This window comes from Burkholderia sp. GW821-FHT14F03, from assembly GCF_058803765.1.
The window spans coordinates 100277-120434 of the sequence record NZ_JBXAPG010000016.1 but is presented as its reverse complement, the minus strand read 5'-3'; the positions used below and the strand labels follow the sequence as shown (position 1 = coordinate 120434).

At 70.5% G+C, this 20158-nt stretch carries 22 protein-coding genes; 5 read left to right on the top strand and 17 right to left on the bottom strand.

The window, feature by feature from the left end:
* Nucleotides 1-11: 11 nt before the first annotated feature.
* From AC1RQF_RS13470 to mltG, 7 genes are all read right to left on the bottom strand, one after another.
* Nucleotides 12-365 carry a Rap1a/Tai family immunity protein gene (locus AC1RQF_RS13470; protein ID WP_252987698.1) on the bottom strand — a complete coding sequence of 118 codons (354 nt, stop codon included), beginning with the start codon at nt 363-365 and terminating at the stop codon, nt 12-14.
* A 79-nt stretch (nt 366-444) separates the two neighbouring features.
* Nucleotides 445-1158, bottom strand: coding sequence for an ankyrin repeat domain-containing protein (locus AC1RQF_RS13465; RefSeq protein ID WP_492872233.1), 714 nt, complete (start codon nt 1156-1158; stop codon nt 445-447).
* Nucleotides 1159-1169: 11 nt separating this feature from the next.
* Entirely contained in the window at nt 1170-1982 is an 813-nt protein-coding gene (locus AC1RQF_RS13460; protein ID WP_274002686.1) for a TatD family hydrolase, read from the bottom strand.
* 20 nt (nt 1983-2002) lie between these two features.
* Nucleotides 2003-2509: a GNAT family N-acetyltransferase gene (locus tag AC1RQF_RS13455; protein ID WP_274002685.1), complete on the bottom strand. Its 507-nt coding sequence runs from the start codon at nt 2507-2509 to the stop codon at nt 2003-2005.
* A 29-nt stretch (nt 2510-2538) separates the two neighbouring features.
* Entirely contained in the window at nt 2539-3573 is a 1035-nt protein-coding gene (locus AC1RQF_RS13450) for a DNA polymerase III subunit delta' (RefSeq protein ID WP_274002684.1), read from the bottom strand.
* A 17-nt stretch (nt 3574-3590) separates the two neighbouring features.
* Entirely contained in the window at nt 3591-4211 is a 621-nt protein-coding gene (gene tmk / locus AC1RQF_RS13445) for a dTMP kinase (RefSeq protein ID WP_274002682.1), read from the bottom strand.
* Between the two features lie 2 nt (nt 4212-4213).
* Nucleotides 4214-5230 (bottom strand): endolytic transglycosylase MltG, encoded by a 1017-nt coding sequence (gene mltG / locus AC1RQF_RS13440; RefSeq protein WP_274002680.1) that lies wholly within the window; start codon nt 5228-5230, stop codon nt 4214-4216.
* Between the two features lie 77 nt (nt 5231-5307).
* Here mltG and ygfZ point away from each other — a divergent pair, with 77 nt between their 5' ends.
* Both ygfZ and AC1RQF_RS13430 read left to right on the top strand, forming a co-directional pair.
* Nucleotides 5308-6321 (top strand): CAF17-like 4Fe-4S cluster assembly/insertion protein YgfZ, encoded by a 1014-nt coding sequence (gene ygfZ / locus AC1RQF_RS13435; RefSeq protein ID WP_492872232.1) that lies wholly within the window; start codon nt 5308-5310, stop codon nt 6319-6321.
* A gap of 80 nt (nt 6322-6401) precedes the next feature.
* Nucleotides 6402-7247, top strand: a complete 846-nt coding sequence (locus AC1RQF_RS13430) for an NRDE family protein (RefSeq protein ID WP_274002677.1) — start codon at nt 6402-6404, stop codon at nt 7245-7247.
* A 23-nt stretch (nt 7248-7270) separates the two neighbouring features.
* On the opposite strand, the gene AC1RQF_RS13425 is transcribed toward AC1RQF_RS13430, so the two are convergent.
* The 6 genes from AC1RQF_RS13425 to AC1RQF_RS13400 all read right to left on the bottom strand — a co-directional run bounded on the left by AC1RQF_RS13425 (nt 7271) and on the right by AC1RQF_RS13400 (nt 11617).
* Nucleotides 7271-7711 carry a GNAT family N-acetyltransferase gene (locus AC1RQF_RS13425; protein ID WP_274002676.1) on the bottom strand — a complete coding sequence of 147 codons (441 nt, stop codon included), beginning with the start codon at nt 7709-7711 and terminating at the stop codon, nt 7271-7273.
* 26 nt (nt 7712-7737) lie between these two features.
* Entirely contained in the window at nt 7738-8697 is a 960-nt protein-coding gene (locus tag AC1RQF_RS13420; RefSeq protein WP_492872231.1) for an alpha/beta hydrolase, read from the bottom strand.
* 67 nt (nt 8698-8764) lie between these two features.
* The gene (locus tag AC1RQF_RS13415) at nt 8765-9763 is read right to left on the bottom strand and encodes an NADP-dependent oxidoreductase (protein WP_274002674.1); all 999 of its coding nucleotides are present in this window, start codon (nt 9761-9763) and stop codon (nt 8765-8767) included.
* A gap of 43 nt (nt 9764-9806) precedes the next feature.
* Nucleotides 9807-10295 (bottom strand): PaaI family thioesterase, encoded by a 489-nt coding sequence (locus tag AC1RQF_RS13410; RefSeq protein WP_274004288.1) that lies wholly within the window; start codon nt 10293-10295, stop codon nt 9807-9809.
* Nucleotides 10295-10606 (bottom strand): Dabb family protein, encoded by a 312-nt coding sequence (locus AC1RQF_RS13405; protein ID WP_274002672.1) that lies wholly within the window; start codon nt 10604-10606, stop codon nt 10295-10297. Before AC1RQF_RS13405 ends, AC1RQF_RS13410 begins: the two co-directional genes overlap by 1 nt.
* An 87-nt stretch (nt 10607-10693) precedes the next feature.
* Entirely contained in the window at nt 10694-11617 is a 924-nt protein-coding gene (locus AC1RQF_RS13400; protein WP_492872230.1) for a LysR substrate-binding domain-containing protein, read from the bottom strand.
* A 133-nt stretch (nt 11618-11750) separates the two neighbouring features.
* On the opposite strand from AC1RQF_RS13400, the gene AC1RQF_RS13395 reads away from it, so the two are divergent.
* From AC1RQF_RS13395 to AC1RQF_RS13385, 3 genes are all read left to right on the top strand, one after another.
* Entirely contained in the window at nt 11751-12272 is a 522-nt protein-coding gene (locus AC1RQF_RS13395; protein ID WP_274002670.1) for a lipocalin-like domain-containing protein, read from the top strand.
* Nucleotides 12273-12651: 379 nt separating this feature from the next.
* Complete coding sequence (locus AC1RQF_RS13390) at nt 12652-13089, top strand: BPSL0067 family protein (protein ID WP_274002669.1); 438 nt, start codon at nt 12652-12654, stop codon at nt 13087-13089.
* On the top strand, nt 13076-13423 hold the full coding sequence (locus AC1RQF_RS13385; RefSeq protein ID WP_274002668.1) for an STY0301 family protein: 348 nt from the start codon (nt 13076-13078) through the stop codon (nt 13421-13423). Before AC1RQF_RS13390 ends, AC1RQF_RS13385 begins: the two co-directional genes overlap by 14 nt.
* 659 nt (nt 13424-14082) lie before the next feature.
* Here the strand turns inward: AC1RQF_RS13385 and AC1RQF_RS13380 are convergent.
* From AC1RQF_RS13380 to AC1RQF_RS13365, 4 genes are all read right to left on the bottom strand, one after another.
* Nucleotides 14083-15909 carry an ATP-binding response regulator gene (locus tag AC1RQF_RS13380; RefSeq protein WP_492872229.1) on the bottom strand — a complete coding sequence of 609 codons (1827 nt, stop codon included), beginning with the start codon at nt 15907-15909 and terminating at the stop codon, nt 14083-14085.
* A gap of 155 nt (nt 15910-16064) precedes the next feature.
* Nucleotides 16065-17243, bottom strand: coding sequence for an acetyl-CoA C-acyltransferase (locus AC1RQF_RS13375; RefSeq protein WP_492872228.1), 1179 nt, complete (start codon nt 17241-17243; stop codon nt 16065-16067).
* Between the two features lie 45 nt (nt 17244-17288).
* Nucleotides 17289-17915 (bottom strand): bifunctional nicotinamidase/pyrazinamidase, encoded by a 627-nt coding sequence (pncA, locus tag AC1RQF_RS13370; protein ID WP_274004286.1) that lies wholly within the window; start codon nt 17913-17915, stop codon nt 17289-17291.
* Between the two features lie 35 nt (nt 17916-17950).
* Nucleotides 17951-20035 (bottom strand): 3-hydroxyacyl-CoA dehydrogenase NAD-binding domain-containing protein, encoded by a 2085-nt coding sequence (locus tag AC1RQF_RS13365; RefSeq protein WP_492872227.1) that lies wholly within the window; start codon nt 20033-20035, stop codon nt 17951-17953.
* Nucleotides 20036-20158 lie beyond the last annotated feature (123 nt).

Here is a 20158-nt window from a genome sequence, read left to right as displayed (position 1 = left end):
GGCCCTGAAGCTCAGTTGGCCCGGCAGGGAAACGCCTTGCCGAGCCCGAGCGACACCGCGGTGCTCGCGTTGTAGTCGGCGAGCTTCGGATTCTCCGCGATGTACTTGCGCACCGCATCGGTCATCTGCTGCGCCTTGATGTCGGGCGGCAGGCAGAAATACTGGCCGACGCGCGGCCCGGTCGTGCCGCCGATCGCGTCGATCGTGTTGTAGACGCCATCCGCCGCGCCTTCGATATAGGCCGCGCACGAGGCCCGCGACTTCACGTCGGTCTTCGCGCACAGCTTGTCGAGATCGCCGCCGGTAAAGGCAGCCGCCGTCAACGGCACGGCGAGCGCGGCGGCGCAAAACATAGCCCGCAACATTGGGGGTTCCTTATGTCAAGGCGGCGTCGGGAGCCGCCGCTACTACGGACGGCGCGGCCTGACGCCGCGCCGAAAACCGTCATTTTGCACTTTTTTGCGCATCGCCCGGCGTTCCCGCGCCGATCCGCACGGTGCGCTTCGACAGAATCTCGATCGCGTCGGGCGCCTTGTAGTGCTGCGCGAAGTCGAGCGCGCTGATGCCAAGCTGGTTCTTCAGCGCCGGATCGGCGCCCTGGTCGAGCAGCAGCGTGACCGTGCTCGCATGGTTGCCGCGCGCGGCCATCATCAGCGGCGTGGTGCCGTTCGGCGAGCCGGCGTCGATGTACGCGGACTTGTCGAGCAGCAGCCTGACGACGGCGTCCTGGCCGTTGGTGGCCGCGTAATGCAGCGCGGTCCAACCCTTCTTGCTGACTTCCGCGCCCTTGTCGATCAGCAGCTTCGCGAGGCCCAGGTCGCCGTTCAGCGAGGCCAGCATCAGCGCATTCTCGCCCGCCGCGTCGGTCTTCTCGAGGTCGACGTTCGGGGCCGCCGCGAGCGCCGCGGCGACCTTGTCGGACTTCTCGCGCGCCGCGATCACGAGGAGCGGATCGCCCTTGTCGTCGGTCGTGTTCGGGTCGAGCCCGCCCTTCAGCTGCTTCGCGATGTCGTCGATGTCGTCGAACTTGACCGCCTTCACGATGCCGGTCAGTGACTCCGCCTGGGCCGGCGCGGCCGCCGACAGGCCGCCCGCGACGCACAGCGCAGCCAGCGCCACCAGCGCGCCCTGTTTCGACAAGTACTTGATCGATTTCATTTTTTTCACTCCTACCCCTGGGTTGAGACACGGCCCGAACCGTCCTCGGGGACGATCTTGAAGAGCCGGAAAAAATTCTGCGACGTCGCGGCGGCGAGCGCCTCGTCGGTCATCCCGCGTTCCGCCGCGATAAAGCGTCCGACATGGCTGACGTACGCAGGTTCATTCGGCTTGCCCCGATAAGGCACCGGCGCGAGGTACGGCGAGTCGGTCTCGATCAGCAGGCGCTCGAGCGGCACGCGCCGCGCGACGTCCTGCACCTCCTCGGCCTTCTTGAACGTGACGATCCCCGACAGGGAGATGTGGAAGCCCTGGGCGAGCGCCTGCTCGGCGACCGGCCAGGGCTCGGTGAAGCAGTGCATCACGCCGCCCGGCACCTCGGCGCGCTCCTCGGCCATGATCCGCAGCGTGTCGGCCGACGACGCGCGGGTGTGCACGATCAGCGGCTTCATCGTCGCGTGCGCGGCGCGGATGTGGGTGCGGAAGCGCTCGCGCTGCCACTCCATGTCCTCGATCGTGCGGCCGTCGAGCCGGTAGTAGTCGAGCCCGGTCTCGCCGATCGCGACCACCTTCGGGTGCGCGGCCAGCTCGATCAGCTCGGCGAGGCTCGGCTCGCGCGCGTCCTCGTGGTCCGGGTGCACGCCGACCGACGCGTACACGTTGTCGTGCTCGCGCGCGATCGCGAGCACGTCCGGCAGGGTCTCGAGATCGACCGACACGCACAGCGCATGGGTCACGTCGTGCCGACGCATATTCTCGAGCACCTCGGGCAGGCGGTCGCCGAGCCCTGCGAAATTGATATGGCAGTGTGAATCGACAAACATGATGCGTTCCTGATGCAGGTTCAGTGCGCGCCGTCGAGGCGCTTGCCGAGGATCACGAGATCGCGCTCGACGCCGTCGAGCACGGCGACGCGCGGCAGCGTCCCCCAGGTCGTGAAGCCGTGGCGGGCGAACAGTTTGAGGCTCGGCGCGTTGTGGCCGAAGATGAAGCCGAGCGCGGTATCGATGCGCAGCGCCGGCGCATGCGCGAGCGCTGCCGCGAGCAACTGCCCGCCGAGCCCCCGGCCGCGCGCGGCCTCGTCGAGGTAGATGCTGATCTCGCTCGTATGACGATACGCTGGCCGGCCGTAGAAATCGGAAAAGCTGAGCCAGGCGATCACCCGGCCGCCCGCCTCGACCACCCACAACGGCCGGCCGGCCGGGCTGTGCGCGTCGAACCACGCGCGCCGGCTCTCGACCGTGACCGGCTCGGTGTCGGCCGTCACCTGGCGCGACGCGACGGTCGAATTGTAGATGGCGACGATCGCGGGCAGGTCGTCGGGGGTGGCGTCACGGTAGGCAAGCGTCATGGTGTCATCCGGGTGCGGGCGTGGCGGGGTCAGGCGAACAGGTCGCGATAGCCGAGAAAGAGTTCCTCGAACACGAGCCGCGCGTTGAGCGGGTGGTTCTCCACCGCGCGCTGCCGCGTGACCGTCTTCATGAAACGCGCGAAGGCGTTCGCGTCGAGCGCCTGCGCGCAGCGCGCGAGCGCCTTCGCCTGGCTCGGGAAATAGCGCGGCGCGCCCGCCATGCGCTGCGCGAGCAGGTCGTACAGCCAGCGCTGCAGCCAGCCCAGCACGAGCGGCACCGGCAGCTTCTGCAAGGTCTCGCCGCACGCGAACGGGTCGCAGCCCTCGCCCGCCGCGAGCTGAGCAAGCGTCCAGTCGCGCAGCGGCCTGTTCTCGTCGCTCGCGAGCGCGAGCGCGGCGAGCGGCGCGCCGCCCACCTCCGCGAGCAGCGCGGGCGCGTCGGCCACCCCCTGCGCGGCGAGCCAGTCAGCCGCCGCGGCCGGCGCGGGCACCGTCATCGGCCACTGCCGGCAGCGGCTGATGATGGTCGGCAACAGCCGGTCGACGCGCGCCGACACCAGCAGGAACACGACGCCCGCGGGCGGTTCCTCGAGCGTCTTCAGCAGCGCGTTGGCGGCCGCGACGTTGAGCGCCTCGGCCGGATACAGCACGACGACCCGCGCGCCGCCGCGGTGCGAGCCGATCCCGCAGAAATCGAGCAGCGCGCGCACCTGCTCGATCTTGATTTCCTTGCTGGGCGTGCGGGTCTTCTTGCCGCCCTCGTCGGCCTCGGCGGCCTTGGGCTCATCGGCCTGCGCGGCCGCGAACGCCTCGCCCGCGAGCGCCTCGGGCAGCACGATCCGGTAATCGGGGTGATTGCCCTGCTCGAACCAGTTGCACGCCGCGCAGGCGCCGCACGGCTCGCCGTTCTCGCGCGGCGATTCGCACAGAAAGCCTTGCGCCACGTGCTGCGCGAAGCGCAGCTTGCCGATGCCCGCCTGCCCGTGCAGCAGCAGCGCGTGCGGCCAGTGCGCGCGCAGCGCCTGCAGGCGGTTCCAGTCGTCGGTTTGCCACGGATAGATCATGGAGCGTCGTTCCTTCGTCACAGCGTCGCGAGCACGCCTTCGAGCCGCTTTTGGATCTGCGGGATGGTTTCGGTCGAATCGACGATCGCGAACCGATGCGGCGCCTCCTCCGCGCGCCGCAGGTACTCCGCGCGCGTGCGGGAAAAGAACGCATCGGATTCGCTCTCGAACTTGTCGGGCATGCGCGCCGCGCCGCGCCGCTCGCTCGCGATCTGCGGCGAGACGTCGAACAGCACGGTCAGATCGGGCTGGAAGCCGCCCTGCACCCAGCGCTCGAGCGCCTCGAGCTTGTCGCGCGGCAGCCCGCGGCCGCCGCCCTGGTAGGCGAAGGTCGCATCGGTGAAGCGGTCGGACACGACCCAGTCGCCGCGCGCGAGCGCGGGCTCGATCACGAGCGCGAGATGCTCGCGCCGGCCGGCGAACATCAGCAGCGCCTCGGTCTCGAGGTCCATCGGCTGGTTCAGCAGGATCTCGCGCAGGGTCTCGCCGAGCCGCGTGCCGCCCGGTTCGCGGGTGACGACGACCTGGCGCCCCGCCGTCGCGAGCTTCGCGCCCAGCTGCTCGCAGAACCACGGCAGATGCGTGGTCTTGCCCGCGCCATCGATGCCTTCGAACGTAATGAATTTTCCGCGCGCCATTGCTATTGACCTCGTATGTATTTGTCCACGGCCTTGTTGTGATCCCCGAGCGTGTCGGAGAAGACGCTCGTGCCGTCGCCCTTCGCGACGAAATAGAGCGCCGTCGTCGGCGCGGGATTCACGGCGGCCTGCAGGGCCGCCGCGCCGGGCAGCGCGATCGGCGTCGGGGGCAGTCCGCGGCGCGTATAGGTGTTGTAGGGCGTGTCGGCCAGCAGGTCGCGCTTGAGCAGATGGCCGTCGTAGGCGCCGCCGAGGCCGTAGATCACGGTCGGATCGGTCTGCAGCGGCATGCCGATGCGCAACCGGTTCGCGAACACCGCGGCGACGAACGCGCGGTCGGCCGCGTGACCGGTTTCCTTCTCGATGATCGACGCGATCGTCAGCATATCGTAAGCGCTCCGGTACGGCAGCCCGGGCGCGCGCATCGCCCATGCCTCGGCGACGCGCGACTGCATGAGCCGGTACGCGCGCCGATAGATGTTCAGGTCGCTCGTGCCCTTGTCGAACAGGTAGGTATCCGGAAAGAACAGCCCCTCGCCGCTGCCGCGCGCGACCTCGGCGTCCGACGCACCGATCTGGCGCAGCAGATCGGCGTCGCTCAGGCCCGCGCTCGCGTGCTGCAGCGCCGGATTCGCGTCGAGTTCGGCGCGCATCCGCTTGAACGTCCATCCTTCGATCACGGTCGCGACGTATTCGTTCACGTCGCCGCGCGCGATCTTCTGCAGCACGTCGTAGGGCGTCACGCCTGTCTTGAACTCGTAGTTGCCCGATTTCAGCCGGCTCGACAGGCCGAGCACCCGGGTCAGCGCGACGAACAGGCGGGGCTCGACCGGCACGCCCCCGCGCTGGAGCTGGAGCGCGACGCCGCGCACGGTGCTGCGCGGCTTGATCGTGACGTCCAGCGCCGCCGCGGGCAGCAGCAGCGGCCGGGTGGCCCAGTAATAGCCGGCGCCCGTGAGCGCGACGGCCAGAACGACGGCCAGCGCCGCCAGGGCGGCGCATTTCTTCAATAGGGACATGGAAACGTGACTCAGATAGACCCCATATAATACAAGCTCGCTTCCGCCAAAGTCAGGATTGACTCCTCCCGCCTTCCATGAGCACACCGATTGCCTCACCCGCGTTGCCCGTTCCGTCCTCCGCCGATTTCGACGCCGCGCTGCGCAGCGGCGCGTATACGCTGCTGCCGCAGTTCGGCATCATCGACGTCGCGGGCGCCGATGCCGCGACCTTCCTGCACAGCCAGTTGACCAACGACATCGAGCATCTCGACCTCGGCGCCGCGCGGCTCGCCGGCTACTGTTCGCCGAAGGGCCGCCTGCTCGCGTCGTTCCTCGCATGGCGCGCGGGCCATGACGTCCGCCTGCTGGTGTCGAAAGACCTGCAGCCCGCCGCGCAGAAGCGCCTGTCGATGTTCGTGCTGCGCGCCAGGGCGAAGCTCGCCGACGCCGGCGACGCGCTCGTCGCGGTCGGCTTCGCGGGCGACGTGCGCGACGCGCTCGCCGGCATGTTCGACGCGCTGCCGGACGGCGTGCACACCAAGGTCGACGGCCCCGCGGGCGCGCTGATCCGGCTGCCCGACGCGGCGGGCCGGCTGCGCTACCTGTGGATCGGCGCGCGCGCCGACGTCGAGGCGCGTCTCGCCGCGCTCGATGCGCGCCTCGCGCGCGTCTCGCCCGCCGTCTGGGACTGGCTCGACGTGCGCGCGGGCGAAGCACGCATCACGCAGCCCACGATCGAGCAGTTCGTCCCGCAGATGGTGAATTTCGACGTGATCGGCGCGGTCAATTTCCGCAAGGGCTGCTACCCGGGCCAGGAAATCGTCGCGCGCAGCCAGTATCGCGGCACCATCAAGCGCCGCACGGCCCTCGCGCACGTCGCGGGCGACACCGGCGCCGCGCGCGCGGGCGTCGAGCTGTTCCACTCGGACGACCCGGGCCAGCCGTGCGGCTTGATCGTCAACGCGGCGGCCGCGCCGAACGGCGGCGTCGACGCGCTGGTCGAGATCAAGCTGGTCGCGCTCGACACGGGCACGGTCCACCTCGCGACGGCCGACGGCCCGGCGCTGCAGTTCCTGTCGCTGCCCTACGCGCTACCCACCGAGAACTGATCCGGCGTGCTATCGTCTGCCGCAGGCCGCGCCGCGCGCGGCCGTCGCGCACTGCGTCATCCGAGCGAGGAATCCGTCTGATGTGCCTGATCGTATTCGACTGGCAGCCCACCGCCGACAACGGCCCGCTGCTGACCCTCACCGCGAATCGTGACGAGTTCTTTCGCCGCACGAGCGCGCCGCTGTCATGGTGGGAAGACGTGCCCGGCGTGCTCGCCGGCCGCGACCTCGAAGGCGGCGGCACCTGGCTCGGCGTATCGCGCGACGGCCGCTTCGCCGCGCTCACCAACTACCGCGCGCCGTTCGACATCCGCGCCGGCGCGCCCACCCGCGGCCGCCTCGTGTCCGATTTCCTCGGCGGCGCGGGCGTCGCGCCGCTCGACTACCTCGCGCACGTGGCCGAGACGGCCGCGCTGTACAACGGCTTCAACCTGATCGTCGGCGACGGCCGGCGCGGCGAGCTGGCCTGGTACTGCAATCGCCCGGCCGACGGCCAGACCGCGCCCGACGCGCCGGCGCTCGTCACGCCCGGCCTGCACGGCTTGTCCAACGCCCGGCTCGACACGCCGTGGCCGAAGCTCGTCCACAAGCGCAGCGAACTGGGCACCCTGCTCACCTACGAGACCGCGCCGCCGCTCGACGCGCTGATCGACATCATGCGCGACACGCGCACGGCCGATGACGACGCGCTGCCGCACACGGGCATTCCGCTCGAACGCGAACGCGCGCTGTCCGCCGCCTTCATCGAGACGCCCGAATACGGGTCGCGCGGCACCACCGCGCTGCGCATGATCGTGAAGGAAGGCGCGCGGCTCTCGGTCGAACTCAAGGAACGCTGCGACGACGACGGTTCGCACCGGCTCGTCCGCCCGGGCGCGTTCGAGCGCGCGTTCGTGTTCGATCTCGAACTGCCCGCCGCCCGCTGACGGGCTGCGCGCGGCGGCCGCGCTCAGGGCGCGCGCGCAAGCTCGACGTGCGCGATGCCCGCCGCCTCGAACGGCGCGCCGACCATGCTGAAACCCCGCTGCAAGTAGAACGACACGGCATCCTGCTGCGCATACAGGCGCACCCGCGCATCGCCGCGCGCGCGGGCCGCGGCCAGCAGCGCTTCCAGCACCCGCGAGCCCGCGCCGCGACCGCGCGCGTCGGCCAGCACGGCGAGCCGGCCGATCGCACCGTCCGGCAGCAGTCGGCCCGTCGCGATGGCGCGGCGGGCGAGCGTCGCGCCATCGACCAGATAGGCGACCACATGGTGCGCATCGAGGTCGTCGTCGTCGAGCGCCAGTTCGGCCGGAATCCGCTGCTCGCGCACGAACACCGCATCGCGGATCCGCGACGCATCGCCGCCGAGCCGGGACCAGCCGCCGCTTTCCACCTCGATCCGGTCCATTCGCCGTCTCCTCGGTCGCGCCGTCGTCAGTCGGGGTCGAATGCCGCACGCAGCGCCGCCGCCGCCGCCGCGTGCGCGACGCGCACCTCGGGCACGAAGCCCCCCATCTTGAAAAATTCGTGGATCATCCCCGCGTAGCAGACCAGCGTCACCGCATTGCCGGCCGCGCGCAGCTTGTCCGCGTAGGCCGCGCCTTCGTCCGCGAGCGGGTCGTATTCCGCGGTCGCGATCCACGCGGGGGCCACGCCCGCGAACGACGGCGCGTCGCGCATGCCGTCGAGCGGCGCGAAACGCCAGTCCTCGCGGTCGGACGCGTCGCGCAGGTATTGCGAGAAAAACCACTGGATCGTCTCGCCGGACAGCAGGTAACCGTTCGCGAGCCGCGCATGGGAAGCGGTCCGCTGGTGCGCGGTGACGCCCGGGTAGATCAGCAGTTGCAGCGCGAGCGCGATGCCGCGCGCGCGCGCGAGCACCGCGCAGACGGTCGCGAGCGTGCCGCCCGCGCTGTCGCCGCCGACCGCGAGCCGCGCGGGATCGAGGCCCAGGCCGGTCGCCCGCGCGTGCAGCCACGCCAGCGCATCGTCCGCGTCGTTCACCGCGGTCGGGAAGCGATGCTCGGGCGCGAGCCGGTAGTCGACCGACAGCACCGCGCAGTGCGCCTCGTGCGCGAACATCCTGCACAGCGCGTCGTGGGTCGCCACGCTGCCGACCGTGAAACCACCGCCGTGGTAGTAGACCAGCGCCGGCAGCGGCTCGGCGAGGCTCGGCGCGACCGGTAGATAGAGCCGCGCGCCGAATTCGCCGCCGTCGCGCGCGGGAACGCGCAGGTCCTCGACCGCATGCATCGGCGCCGGCGCCAGATCGAGGATCGGCGCGCTGCGCGCGTAGGCGCTGCGCGCATCCTGCGGCGTCTGCGCGTGATAGGGAGGACGCTTCGCGCGCTCGATCATGTCGAGCACCTGGGCGATCTTGGGATTCAGGGGCATCTTGGGAAGCGGCGCCACGCGCGCCGCCGGCAGCGGAACACAAGCGCCGTATGATGCCACGCCGCCGTCAGGTCAGCGCGATCAGCAGCTTGCCGAAATTGTGGCCCTTGAGCAGGCCGAGCAGCGCCTCCGGCGCGCGGTCGAGCCCCTGGATGATCGTCTCGCGATAATGCAGGCGCTTTTGCGCGACCAGCCCGCCCAGCTCGCGCAGCGCGTCCGGCCAGACCTCCAGATGCTCCGACACGATGAAGCCCTCGACCCGCAGGCGGAACGTCAGGATCAGCTCGGGACGCGCGAGCGGCGACGGCGCGCCGTCGTAGCCGGCGATCATCCCGCACATCGCGATCCGGCCGAACGGATTCATCAGCGCGAGCGTCGCGTCGAGCCCGGCCCCGCCGACATTCTCGAAGCAGCCGTCGATCCCGCCGGGCGCCGCCGCGGCAAGATCGTCGAACAGCTGGCCGCGGCGATGATCGACGCAGGCGTCGAAGCCGAGCGTATCGACCACGTAGCGGCATTTGTCCGGCCCGCCCGCGATGCCGATCACGCGGCAGCCCGCCTGCTTCGCGAGCTGGCCGACCACGCTGCCCACCGCGCCGCTCGCCGCGCTCACCACCACGGTCTCGCCCGCGCGCGGCGCGATGATCCGGTTCAGGCCGTACCAGGCGGTCACGCCCGGCATCCCGACCGCGCCGAGATAGGCGGACAGCGGCACGTGGGTCGTGTCGACCTTGCGCAGCCCCGCGCCCGACGCGGTCGCGTACTCCTGCCAGCCCAGCATTCCGACCACCCGGTCGCCGACCGCGAAATCCGGATGCCGCGACTCGACGACCTCGCCCGCCGCGCCGCCCTGCATCACCGCGTCGAGCGGTTGCGGCGCCGCGTACGATTTCGCGTCGCTCATCCGGCCCCGCATGTACGGGTCCAGTGACAGGAAGTGGTTGCGTACGCGCAGTTCACCGTCGGCGAGCGGCGCGAACGGCGTGTGAACGAGCCGGAAATTGTCGACGCTGGCCTCGCCCCGCGGGCGCGACACGAGCAGAACCTGGCGATTGATCTCGGACATCGGGGGCTCCTGACAGGAAGGCGACGCGCGCGGGCAGGCGCCGCTAGGCGTCGCTCGGGCCCGGTTGCACGGCGGGGTCGGTGCGGCTGCGCTGGCGCGTGATGTCGCGCCCGACCGCGAGCCGCTTCATGTACTTGAAGGTGCCGAGCGCCTTCGCGACGAAATTGCCCGCGCTGTCGCGGACCTCGCCCTCGCAGTAGGCCATCGTGCTCGACCGGTGCAGTACGCGACCGTAGGCGCGCAGTTCGCCGCGCCCGGGCTGCATGAAATTCACCTTCATCTCGACCGTGACGACGCCGACGCCGTCCTCGGTCAGGCTGCGCGCGGCCATCGCGAGCGCGACGTCGGACAGCGTCATCGTCACGCCGCCATGCGCGATGTTCCAGGTGTTCATGTGCTGCGCGGCGAGCGGCAACACGACTTCGCTCGCGCCGTCGCGGGCGGACACGAGCCGCACGCCGAGCGTGTCGACGAACGGGCTTTCGATGGTCGGATCGGACGGCGCCGGCGGTTGCGGGGTGCTGCTCGTCATCATGCGCGATCGACGTGGTAGTCGACGCACTCGCGGCTTTCGCGCACGGTGCCGATGAATTGCTTGACCGCCTCGTGGAGCGGATGGACCTGGTAGGCGTCGAGCGCGGCCTTGTCGGCGAAGTCGGAAAGCAGCACGACGTCGTAGGTCGAATCGAGGTCCGGCGTCGCGAGGCCGACTTCGAGGTGCAGGATGCCCGGCACGATGTCGCGGCACGCCTCGAGGCGTTCCTTGAGCGTCGCGGCATTCTGCGCGCGGGTCGCGCCGTTGGCGTGCTCCTTCAGTTTCCACATCACGATATGTCTGATCACTGCGTTTCTCCGGTGCGTGCCGGCATGGGCCGGCCTGGACGACGTCGGGCGTCGAGAGGTGACAAGCGTACCAAATTAATCGCGCCTCTATGCATTGCCCAGATTCGCCGCGAGCGACTCGACCACCACCCGTGCGAGTCCGTTCAGCGCCGGACCGCCGCCGGTTCCCCGCGCGTGCAGGCACAGTTCGACCGAGGGCAGCGGCGGCAGCCCCTGCGCCTCGCCCAGCACGCGCAGCGTCGACGGCAGTCCGGCGGCCGTGCGCAACGTGATGCCGAGACCGCCCGCCACGCCCGCCCACAGGCTCTGCAAGCTGCCCGTCGTGTACGCGACGCGCCAGCGGATGCCCGCGCGGTCGAGCGCCTCGGCGCCCGCGCGGCGGAACAGGCACGGCAGCGGGTACAGCGCGAGATCGAGCGGCTCGCCGTGCGACGCGCGCAGATCGGGTTCGGAAGGCCCTGACCCGGATGGCCCTGACCCGGGCGGCCCTATCCCGGGCGGCCCTATCCACACCATCGGCAAGTGCGCAACCCGCTGCGCATCCGGCCGCTGCCCGTGCCCCATCGCGAGCACCAGGTCGAGTTCTCCAGCGTCGAGCCGTTCGAGCAGCAGTCCGTTGCGTTCGACGGCGATTTCGACGCGCACCCCCGGATGCGCGCGCTTGAAACGGCCCAGCGCGGCCGGCAGCCAGGTCTCGGCGAAATCGCCCGGCAAGCCGAACCGGACCGCGCCGCCGAGCGACGCTCCGCGGATCGCGGTCACCGCCTCGTCGTTCAGTTCGAGCAGGCGGCGCGCATAGCCCAGCGCCATCTCGCCGGCTTCGGTCAGCACCAGGCCCCGCCCCTGGCGGCGAAACAGCGGCCGACCCAGCTGCGTCTCGAGCTTGCGCAGCTGCTGGCTGACCGCCGACTGCGAACGGCCGATCCGGTCGGCCGCGCGGTTCAGGCTGCCCAGCTGCTGCGCGATCGCCAGCGTCCGCAGCGCATCCATGTCGAGGTTCGGCATCGCCATCCTTCGGTTTTGCTTATAGGTTTGATCTGAATTATCGAATTTATAGCGCAGACAAACCGCTAGTATCAAATGGCGTCGCGACCCGCCCCGCCGGGCGGCGGATGCCCACCCCACCCTTTCACCACGGTGACCCATGAAGATCGGAACCTGTTTCAAGCCGGGCCGCCTGCCCGGTCTGCTGCTCGCCGTATCGATCGTGTCGTCGGGGGCCGCCGCGGCCGCCGACGCCCCCGCCGCGTCGCCGCTCGCGGGCACCTGGACGCTGGTCGCGGCCGACGTCGAGCACCCGGACGGCACGCGCGGCCGCGACTACGGCTCGGATCCGCGCGGCCTGCTGCTGATCGACGCGCACGGCAATTACTCGCTGCAGATCTTCAAGGCCGAGCGCGAGCGCTTCGCGTCGAACGACAAGGCCGCCGGCACCGCGGCCGAGTACCGTGACGCGCTTCTCGGCGCGAGCACCCATTACGGCACGATCACGGTGAATCCCGTCGAGCACACGCTGACGTTCAGCATTCGCGACGCGGTCTTCCCGAACTGGCAGGGGCAGCAGCAGACCCGCACGTACGAGCTGATCGGCAAGGAGCTGAGCTATCGCGTGACGCCGCGCCCGAACGGCGACGTCCCGATCTCGGTATGGAAGCGGCTCGATTGACGCCGCGCGCGTGAGGCCGCCGGACGTCCGGATAGAAGCCGAGGGCGCGGTGCGCCCGACCGGCGCGGAGGTCCGCGCCGTCACCGCGTGCAATATCCGACGGACTCGGGCGGCCATACGCATGCCGCCGCGCGCCCGCTGCCGACGCGTCCGACCCGCGGTCGCGCAAGCTGCGCTCGCCCGCCCCGGGGCGCCTTCCCCGCCGCCCCCGCCCCCTTTGCCGGCACGGTCGCGCGCATTATTCAGACAGTTGCCTATTGCCGCCGAAACTCAGCATAATGCGCGAGCACCGACCCCGCCCCACCCGGCGCTGCCATTGGCCCAGGGCGTTCCGGCCGGCGCATCCGCTGATACCCGGCATCTCGACCAGGAGGCGTTTGTGCCCTATCTTTCCAGCAACTACCAGAACAACAGCGCCGCACCGGTCGGCAAATGGACCTGCGCACCCACCACCAACCTCGCCCCGTTCGACACCGTGCCAACCGGCAGCGACACCCAGGGCACCAAGCTGTGCGGCCAGTGCGTGTCGTACGTGAAGAAGGTTTGCCCGACGCTGCCGCCGACCTTCAACTGGCACAAGGGCGAGGCGGTCAAGGACAATGCCGAGATCCAGCCCGGCACCGTGATCGCGACCTTCAACGCCGCCGGCCACTACCAGGGGCACGCGGCGATCTATGTGAGCCAGAGCACGGCCGGCATCCTCGTCTACGACCAGTTCGTGACGCCGCCGAGCCCGCAGGCCGTCGGCCGGCGCATGCTGCGCTGGGGCGCGCATGGCAACTCGAACAACGGTGACAACTTCTATGTCGTGGAATAGGCGCGTCGCCGTGCTGTCCTTCGCCGCGCTGCTTGGCTGCGCGATCGAGCCCGCAAGCTCCGCGCCCGTCTGCCCGGTGCGCGACGGCGCACCGCTGCGCTTCGTCGACGTATTCGACGGCGCGCCGGACGAGCAGGCGACCCTGGTTCCCGACCAGGCCGGCGCGACGGCGGGCAACTGGCAGCTCGGCTATGTCTACGATGCCGGCCGCTTCGTCACGGTGCGCTGCAAGTACGCGGACGGGCAGGCCTCGGACGTGAAGCTCGCCAAGCGCATCGCGCGCTGCGATTACCGAATTGGCGCGGACAAGACGCTCGGGCTGAACTGCCGGTAAGCCCCGCCTTGCCTGTGAATGGCCGAGCCGGATGCGCACGGCCGTCATGCGACGCGCTTCCCGAGCCCCGGTTCGTTGATCGGGGGCCGGCGACGTCGCGTCGCCGGCCGTTCCGCGTCCTCCGCCGGGCCGTCCTCCGGCTCTATTTCGATCAGCCGTGTGATGGCCGTGCGCAGCCGGTTGCTGAGTGCCGGCTGGTGCAACTGTCGCCACTCGCCCGCCAGCACCTCGCGCAGGCGCTCCGCCGCCGTGTCGTCTGAATCGCGTCGACAGCCCCCCGCGACATCGAGCCGCCAACCACCTTGCCCTTCGCCCAACCTTTCCCCGGCTCCATCACGATCGGCCGGGTGATAACCGGGCGCAGCTGGTGGTTTAGTGCGAGCTGGTGCAACTGCCGTCACTCGCCCGCCGGCACCTCGCGCAGACGCTTCGCCGCCGCGCCGCCCGAGTCGCGTTGACTGCAGGCCCCGCGCCGCCAACCGCCTCGCCTTCCGCCCAACCTTTCTCCGGCTCCATCACGATCGGCCGGGTGATAACCGGGCGCAGCCGGCTGCTCGACACCGGCTGATATAACAACCGCCACTCGTCAGCCAGCACCTCGGCAGGCGCGTCGCCTGAGTCGCGTTGACAGCCCTCCGCGACGTCACGCCGCCAAGCGCCTACCCCTCCTCCGGCTCCATCACGATCAGCCTCGCAATGGCCGTGCGCAATCGGTCGTTCGGCACCGGCTTGTGCAACAGCAGCAACTCGCTCGCCTGCACCTCGCGCAGGCGCTCCGCCGCCGTGTCGCCCGAGATCAGCATTGCCGGAATCGGCTCGTTGTATTCGGTCCGCAGCCGCTGGATCGCATCGATCCCGGTCTCGCCGCCGCGCAGCCGGAAATCGCACAGCAACAGGCCGGGCCGCCGCGCATGCGCGGCGAGCCGCTCGATCGCCTCGTCGACCGAGCCCGCCGCGACCACGTCGTAGCCCCAGCCCGACAGCAGGATCGACATGCCCAGGCGGATCGCCGCCTCGTCGTCGATCACGACCACGAGGCCCGCGCCGTGCACGTCGGACTCGTTGGCCGCGTCGAGCGATTCCGCGGGCCGCTCCGGCGCGCGCGCGAACCCCACCTCGAAGCACGAGCCCCAGCCCGGCGCCGAACGCAGCCGCACCGTCGCGCCGATCAAGTGCGTGAGCCGGCGCACGATCGCGAGCCCGAGTCCCAACCCCTGGCTGCGGTCGCGCTCGGGATTGCCGAGCTGGTAGTACTCGTGGAACACCCGTTCGTGCTGCGCCGCCGGAATGCCGCGCCCGGTATCCCAGACCTGCAGCGCGATCCGGCCGCCGCGCCGACGCCGGCAGCCGACCACGATGCGCCCGGCGTCGGTATAGCGCACGGCGTTGGCGACCAGATTGCGCGCGATCCGCTCGACCAGCGTCGGATCGGAGTCGATCCACGCGCGGCAGCGCACGTGCGACAGCGCGATGCCCTTGGCCCGCGCGTCGTCCCGATGATCGCGGCACACGCGTTCGAGCACCGTGTCGATCGGGAACGCGCGGCGGTCGACCGCGACGACGCCCGCGTCGATCTTCGAGATGTCCAGGAGCGCCGCGAACAGGATGTCCATCGCGCTCGTCGAGGCGTCGATCTGTTCGACGAGCCGCCGGCCCTCGGGCGGCATCGGCACGCTGTGCAGCGCGCCGACGAACAGGCTCAGCGCGTGGACGGGCTGGCGCAGATCGTGGCTCGCCGCCGCGAGAAAACGCGACTTCGCCTGGCTCGCCTGCTCGGCGATCTCCTTCTGGCAGCGCAGATCCACCGCCAGCTGTTCGGCAAGCCGCCGCTCGCGCGCCGATTCGAGTTCGGCCCGCACGCGGCCGACGAACATCCGCGAGATCAGCAGGAAGGCCGACGCGAGCATCCCCGCGTACAACAGCAGGAACGCGATGCCGACGCCGTGGCGCACGTAATCGAGTTGAAGCGCCGCGAGGCACGCGGCCACCGTCAGCGTGCCGAGCCAGGCCGCCGACACGAGGGGCACCGTGATGCTCGCGAGCACGCCCGTGGCGATCAGCCCGGGGACGAAGGCGACGATGAGGAGCCGGTCGGCTTCGTCGACGATGCGCGGCGTGCTCAGGTACAACCCGAGGCCGCACCACAGCGCGGTCAGGCCGCACAGCAGCGCGGCAAGCGCGAGATCGCCGCGCGTGTGGTCGGCGCGGCGGCCGGACCGCCTGGCGGCGAGCCGGGTCAGCGCATGCGCGGACCACGCCGCCTCGCACAGCACGAAGCCGATACTCCATGCGACGACATCCGCCGGCGCGAGCGCGGCACCCAGCGCGGCGATCAGCCAGATCGCGGCCAGGCAATGAGTCAACGAGAGAATCGGAACGATCAGGAACAGCGGACGCAGCTGACGGTTCAGCAAACGCCGGCGCGTCTCTCCGTCGGCCTCGGGAATCGACCAGCACGCACTGAGGAAAGTCCGGGTGGCAGGCATCGGGCGGTCCGCGTCATCAACTGGTGGACAAGCAGCATCGCGCGCGGCCGCTGCGCGCCGCGCAGCGGCATCTTAGCGCGTTCCCCCCCGTCCGGGACAGCCCCCAACCCGGCCGGCGTGTGCCGCGCGCAACGCTCCGCCGACCGACCGACCGCTCAAATGATCTCGAACAACCCCGCCGCGCCCTGGCCGCCGCCGATGCACATCGTCACGACCACGTATTTCGCGCCGCGCCGCTTGCCTTCGAGCAGCGCATGGCCGGTCAGGCGCGCGCCGGACACGCCGTACGGATGCCCGACCGCGATCGCGCCGCCGTTCACGTTCAGGCGTTCGTCGGGAATCCCAAGCGTGTCGCGACAATAGAGCACCTGCACCGCGAACGCCTCGTTCAGCTCCCACAGATCGATGTCGCCGACCTTTAGGCCCGCCTTCGCGAGCAGCTTCGGCACCGCGAACACCGGCCCGATGCCCATCTCGTCGGGCTCGCAGCCGGCCACCGCGAAACCGCGGAAGATCCCGAGCGGTTGCAGCCCCTCGCGCTCCGCGCGTTTCGCATTCATCACGACGCAGGCCGCCGCGCCATCGGAAAACTGGCTCGCATTGCCGGCCGTGATCACGCCGCCCGGCACCGCGGAGCGGATCTTCGACACGCCGTCGAGCGTCGTGTCAGGACGGATGCCCTCGTCCGCGGACAACGTGACCTCCTTCGTGTACAGGCGGCCCGTGGCCTTGTCGGCCACGCCGGCGCGCACGGTGATCGACACGATCTCCGCGTCGAACAGCCCGGCCGCCTGCGCGGCCGCCGCGCGCTGCTGCGAACGCACGCCGTATTCGTCCTGGCGCGCTTTCTCGATGCCGTAGCGCTTCGCGACGGTCTCGGCGGTCTGCAACATGCTCCAGTAGATCTCCGGCTTATGCTCGGTGAGCCAGCCTTCCATCATCATGTGGCGGTTCATCTCGTTCTGCACGCACGAGATCGACTCGACCCCGCCCGCGACATACACCTCGCCCTCGCCCGCGATCACGCGCTGCGCGGCCAGCGCGATGGTCTGCAGACCCGACGAGCAGAACCGGTTCACGGTCATGCCCGGCACGCCGACCGGCAAGCCCGCGCGCAGCGCGATCTGACGCGCGATGTTGCCGCCCGTCGCGCCCTCGGGGTTCGCGCAGCCGATCAGCACATCCTCGACGCTGTCCGGGTCGATCTGCGCGCGGGCGACGGCGGCCGCGACCACGTGGCCGCCCAGCGTCGCGCCATGCGTCATGTTGAGCGCGCCGCGCCAGGATTTCGCGAGCCCGGTGCGGGCGGTCGATACGATTACGGCTTCAGTCATGCCTGTCTCCTGAAAACGTGTTCCGGCAAATGGGAAGGGGCCGCGTCATGCGAGCGCATCCGCGGACGTGACGCGCGCCACCCCCGCGTCGCGCAGGTTGCGCCAGGCGCGTTCGAGCGAGCCGTCGCGATCGATCGCGCGGCAGGCGTCCTCGATCACGAGGGCGTCGAAGCCCGCCTTGCGCGCGTCCTGCGCGGACCACGCGACGCAATAGTCGGTCGCGAGGCCGCAGCACCACACGCGTTTCACGCCCAGCTCGCGCAGATAGCCGGCCAACCCGGTCGGCGTCCGGCCGTCGGCCTCGACGAAGGCCGAGTAGCTGTCGACGTCCGCGTGGTGCCCCTTGCGGATCACGAGGCGCGCGTGCGGGATCGCGAGGTCGCGATGCAGCGCCGCGCCGTCCGTGTCCTGCACGCAGTGCGTGGGCCACAGCACCTGCTCGCCGTAAGGCAGGGCGATCGTCGAGAAAGCCTCGCGGCCCGGATGATTGGCCGCGAACGACACGTGGCCGGCCGGATGCCAGTCCTGCGTCAGCACCACGTGCCCGAAGGCCGCGGCGAGCCGGTTCACGACCGGCACCACCGCGTCGCCGTCGGCGACCGCGAGCGGGCCGCCCGGCATGAAGTCGTTCTGCACGTCGATCACGAGCAGAACCTCGTCACTGCGTTTCATCATGCGTCTCCTTGCGGATGGATCGCGCGGCCGCGTCAGGCGTTGAAACCGCGCCCGTCCTGCGCGAGCGCGGCGATCGACGGCGCGATCCGCCACGCGTCGCCGTTCGGGGCCGCCGCGTAGCGGCGGATCGCCCGCTCGACGTTGTAGAGGCCGACCGTGTCCGCGTACAGCATCGGGCCGCCGCGCCACAGCGGAAAGCCGTAGCCGGTCAGGTACACCATGTCGATGTCGGAGGCCTTCGACGCGATCTTCTCCTCGAGGATCTTCGCGCCCTCGTTGACGAGCGCATAGACGAGCCGCTCGACGATCTCGTCGTCGCCGATGCGGCGCCGCTCGACGCCGCGCTCCTTCGAATAGCCGACCACCAGCTCGTCGACGAGCGCCGACGGTTTCGCCTGGCGCGCGCCCGGCACGTAGTCGTACCAGCCCGCGCCGGTCTTCTGCCCGAAGCGGCCCAGCTCGCACAGGCGATCCGCGATCTTCGAGTACTGGAAATCCGGCTGCTCGACATAGCGGCGCTTGCGGATCGCCCAGCCGATGTCGTTGCCGGCCAGGTCACTCATCCGGAACGGCCCCATCGCGAAACCGAACTTCTCGATCGCGCGGTCGACCTGCGCCGGCAGCGCGCCCTCCTCCAGCATGAACAGCGCCTGCCGCAGATACTGCTCGATCATCCGGTTGCCGATGAAGCCGTCGCACACGCCCGACACCACGGCGGTCTTGCGGATCTTCTTGGCGAGCTGCATCACGGTGGCGAGCACGTCCTTCGCGGTCGCGCCGCCGCGCACCACCTCCAGCAGCTTCATCACGTTCGCCGGGCTGAAGAAGTGCAGCCCGATCACGTCCTGCGGCCGCTTCGTGAACGCGGCGATCTTGTTGACGTCGAGCGTCGAGGTGTTCGAGGCGAGGATCGCGCCCGGCTTCGCGACTTCGTCGAGCCGGCGGAACACCTGTTCCTTCACGCCCAGCTCCTCGAACACCGCCTCGATGATCAGGTCCGCCTGCGCGAGATCCGCATACGACAGCGTCGGCCGGATCAGCGCGAGCCGCGCGTCGCGCTTCGCCTCGGTCAGCTTGCCCTTCTGCACCTGCGCGTCGTAGTTGCGGCGGATCGTCGCGAGCCCGCGGTCGAGCGCCTCCTGGCTGGTTTCGAGCAGCGTGACCGGCAGCCCCGCGTTGAGGAAATTCATCGTGATGCCGCCGCCCATCGTGCCGGCGCCGATCACCGCGACCGTCTCGATCGCGCGCGTCGGCGTGGCCGCCGACACGTCGGGGATCTTCGCGGCCGCGCGCTCGCCGAAGAACGCGTGGCGCAGCGCGCGGCTCTCGGGCGTCATGATCAGCGCGAGGAAGCCTGCCCGCTCCGCCGCGAGCCCCTTGTCGAAGCCGAGCTGCACGCCGGCCTCGATCGCGTCGATGCAGCGGTGCGGTGCCGGGAAATGTGGCGCGGCGGCTTTCGCGCTGTTGCGCGCGAACTGGATGAAACCGGCCGCGTTGTCGTGCACGATCGGCCGGTCGCGCACGCGCGGATGCGGCCCGACCACCGCGCCGACCTTGCGCGCGAACGCGAGCGCGGCGGCCGCGAGATCACCTTCCGCGAGTTCGTCGAACAGGCCGCTTTTCGCGAGCTGCTCGGACGGCACCGGCGCGCCCGACACGATCATGTTGAGCGCGGTTTCGAGGCCGACCGCGCGCGGCAGGCGCTGGGTGCCGCCCGCGCCCGGCAGGAGGCCGAGCTTGACCTCGGGCAGCGCGATCTGCGCGCCGCCCGCCGCGATCCGGTAGTGCGCGGCGAGCGCGAGTTCGAGGCCGCCGCCCATCACCACGCTGTGCAGCGCGGCCACCACGGGCTTCGGGCTCGACTCCACCGCGTCGATCACGGTGTGCAGCGTCGGCTCCTGGAGCACCTTCGGCGTGTTGAATTCGGTGATGTCCGCGCCGCCCGAGAAGGCCCGGCCCGCGCCCGTCAGCACGATCGCGGCCACCGCCGGATCGCGCTGCGCGCGTTCGAGCCCCTCCATGACGCCGAGCCGGGTCGACAGGCCGAGCCCGTTGACGGGCGGATTGTCGAGCGTGATGACGGCGACGCCGTCGCGAGTCGTGTAGTCCACTGCCATCTGTCTGCCTCCATGCGGTTGCGCGCGCCGTGGCAGCGCGCCTGCTATGCGGCGATCGTGCGTCCATGAGCGGCCGGGGGCGCCGCTCGCGGCCAAGCGCCGCGCGTCGGAATACAGGAGGCA

Excerpts from the sequence above, each read along its gene's own strand:
- AC1RQF_RS13470 (WP_252987698.1), bottom strand. The coding sequence starts at position 365 with ATGTTGCGGGCTATGTTTTGCGCCGCCGCGCTCGCCGTGCCGTTGACG.
- AC1RQF_RS13465 (WP_492872233.1), bottom strand. The coding sequence starts at position 1,158 with ATGAAATCGATCAAGTACTTGTCGAAACAGGGCGCGCTGGTGGCGCTG.
- AC1RQF_RS13460 (WP_274002686.1), bottom strand. The coding sequence starts at position 1,982 with ATGTTTGTCGATTCACACTGCCATATCAATTTCGCAGGGCTCGGCGAC.
- AC1RQF_RS13455 (WP_274002685.1), bottom strand. The coding sequence starts at position 2,509 with ATGACGCTTGCCTACCGTGACGCCACCCCCGACGACCTGCCCGCGATC.
- AC1RQF_RS13450 (WP_274002684.1), bottom strand. The coding sequence starts at position 3,573 with ATGATCTATCCGTGGCAAACCGACGACTGGAACCGCCTGCAGGCGCTG.
- tmk (WP_274002682.1), bottom strand. The coding sequence starts at position 4,211 with ATGGCGCGCGGAAAATTCATTACGTTCGAAGGCATCGATGGCGCGGGC.
- mltG (WP_274002680.1), bottom strand. The coding sequence starts at position 5,230 with ATGTCCCTATTGAAGAAATGCGCCGCCCTGGCGGCGCTGGCCGTCGTT.
- ygfZ (WP_492872232.1), top strand. The coding sequence starts at position 5,308 with ATGAGCACACCGATTGCCTCACCCGCGTTGCCCGTTCCGTCCTCCGCC.
- AC1RQF_RS13430 (WP_274002677.1), top strand. The coding sequence starts at position 6,402 with ATGTGCCTGATCGTATTCGACTGGCAGCCCACCGCCGACAACGGCCCG.
- AC1RQF_RS13425 (WP_274002676.1), bottom strand. The coding sequence starts at position 7,711 with ATGGACCGGATCGAGGTGGAAAGCGGCGGCTGGTCCCGGCTCGGCGGC.
- AC1RQF_RS13420 (WP_492872231.1), bottom strand. The coding sequence starts at position 8,697 with ATGCCCCTGAATCCCAAGATCGCCCAGGTGCTCGACATGATCGAGCGC.
- AC1RQF_RS13415 (WP_274002674.1), bottom strand. The coding sequence starts at position 9,763 with ATGTCCGAGATCAATCGCCAGGTTCTGCTCGTGTCGCGCCCGCGGGGC.
- AC1RQF_RS13410 (WP_274004288.1), bottom strand. The coding sequence starts at position 10,295 with ATGACGAGCAGCACCCCGCAACCGCCGGCGCCGTCCGATCCGACCATC.
- AC1RQF_RS13400 (WP_492872230.1), bottom strand. The coding sequence starts at position 11,617 with ATGGCGATGCCGAACCTCGACATGGATGCGCTGCGGACGCTGGCGATC.
- AC1RQF_RS13395 (WP_274002670.1), top strand. The coding sequence starts at position 11,751 with ATGAAGATCGGAACCTGTTTCAAGCCGGGCCGCCTGCCCGGTCTGCTG.
- AC1RQF_RS13385 (WP_274002668.1), top strand. The coding sequence starts at position 13,076 with ATGTCGTGGAATAGGCGCGTCGCCGTGCTGTCCTTCGCCGCGCTGCTT.
- AC1RQF_RS13380 (WP_492872229.1), bottom strand. The coding sequence starts at position 15,909 with ATGCCTGCCACCCGGACTTTCCTCAGTGCGTGCTGGTCGATTCCCGAG.
- AC1RQF_RS13375 (WP_492872228.1), bottom strand. The coding sequence starts at position 17,243 with ATGACTGAAGCCGTAATCGTATCGACCGCCCGCACCGGGCTCGCGAAA.
- pncA (WP_274004286.1), bottom strand. The coding sequence starts at position 17,915 with ATGAAACGCAGTGACGAGGTTCTGCTCGTGATCGACGTGCAGAACGAC.
- AC1RQF_RS13365 (WP_492872227.1), bottom strand. The coding sequence starts at position 20,035 with ATGGCAGTGGACTACACGACTCGCGACGGCGTCGCCGTCATCACGCTC.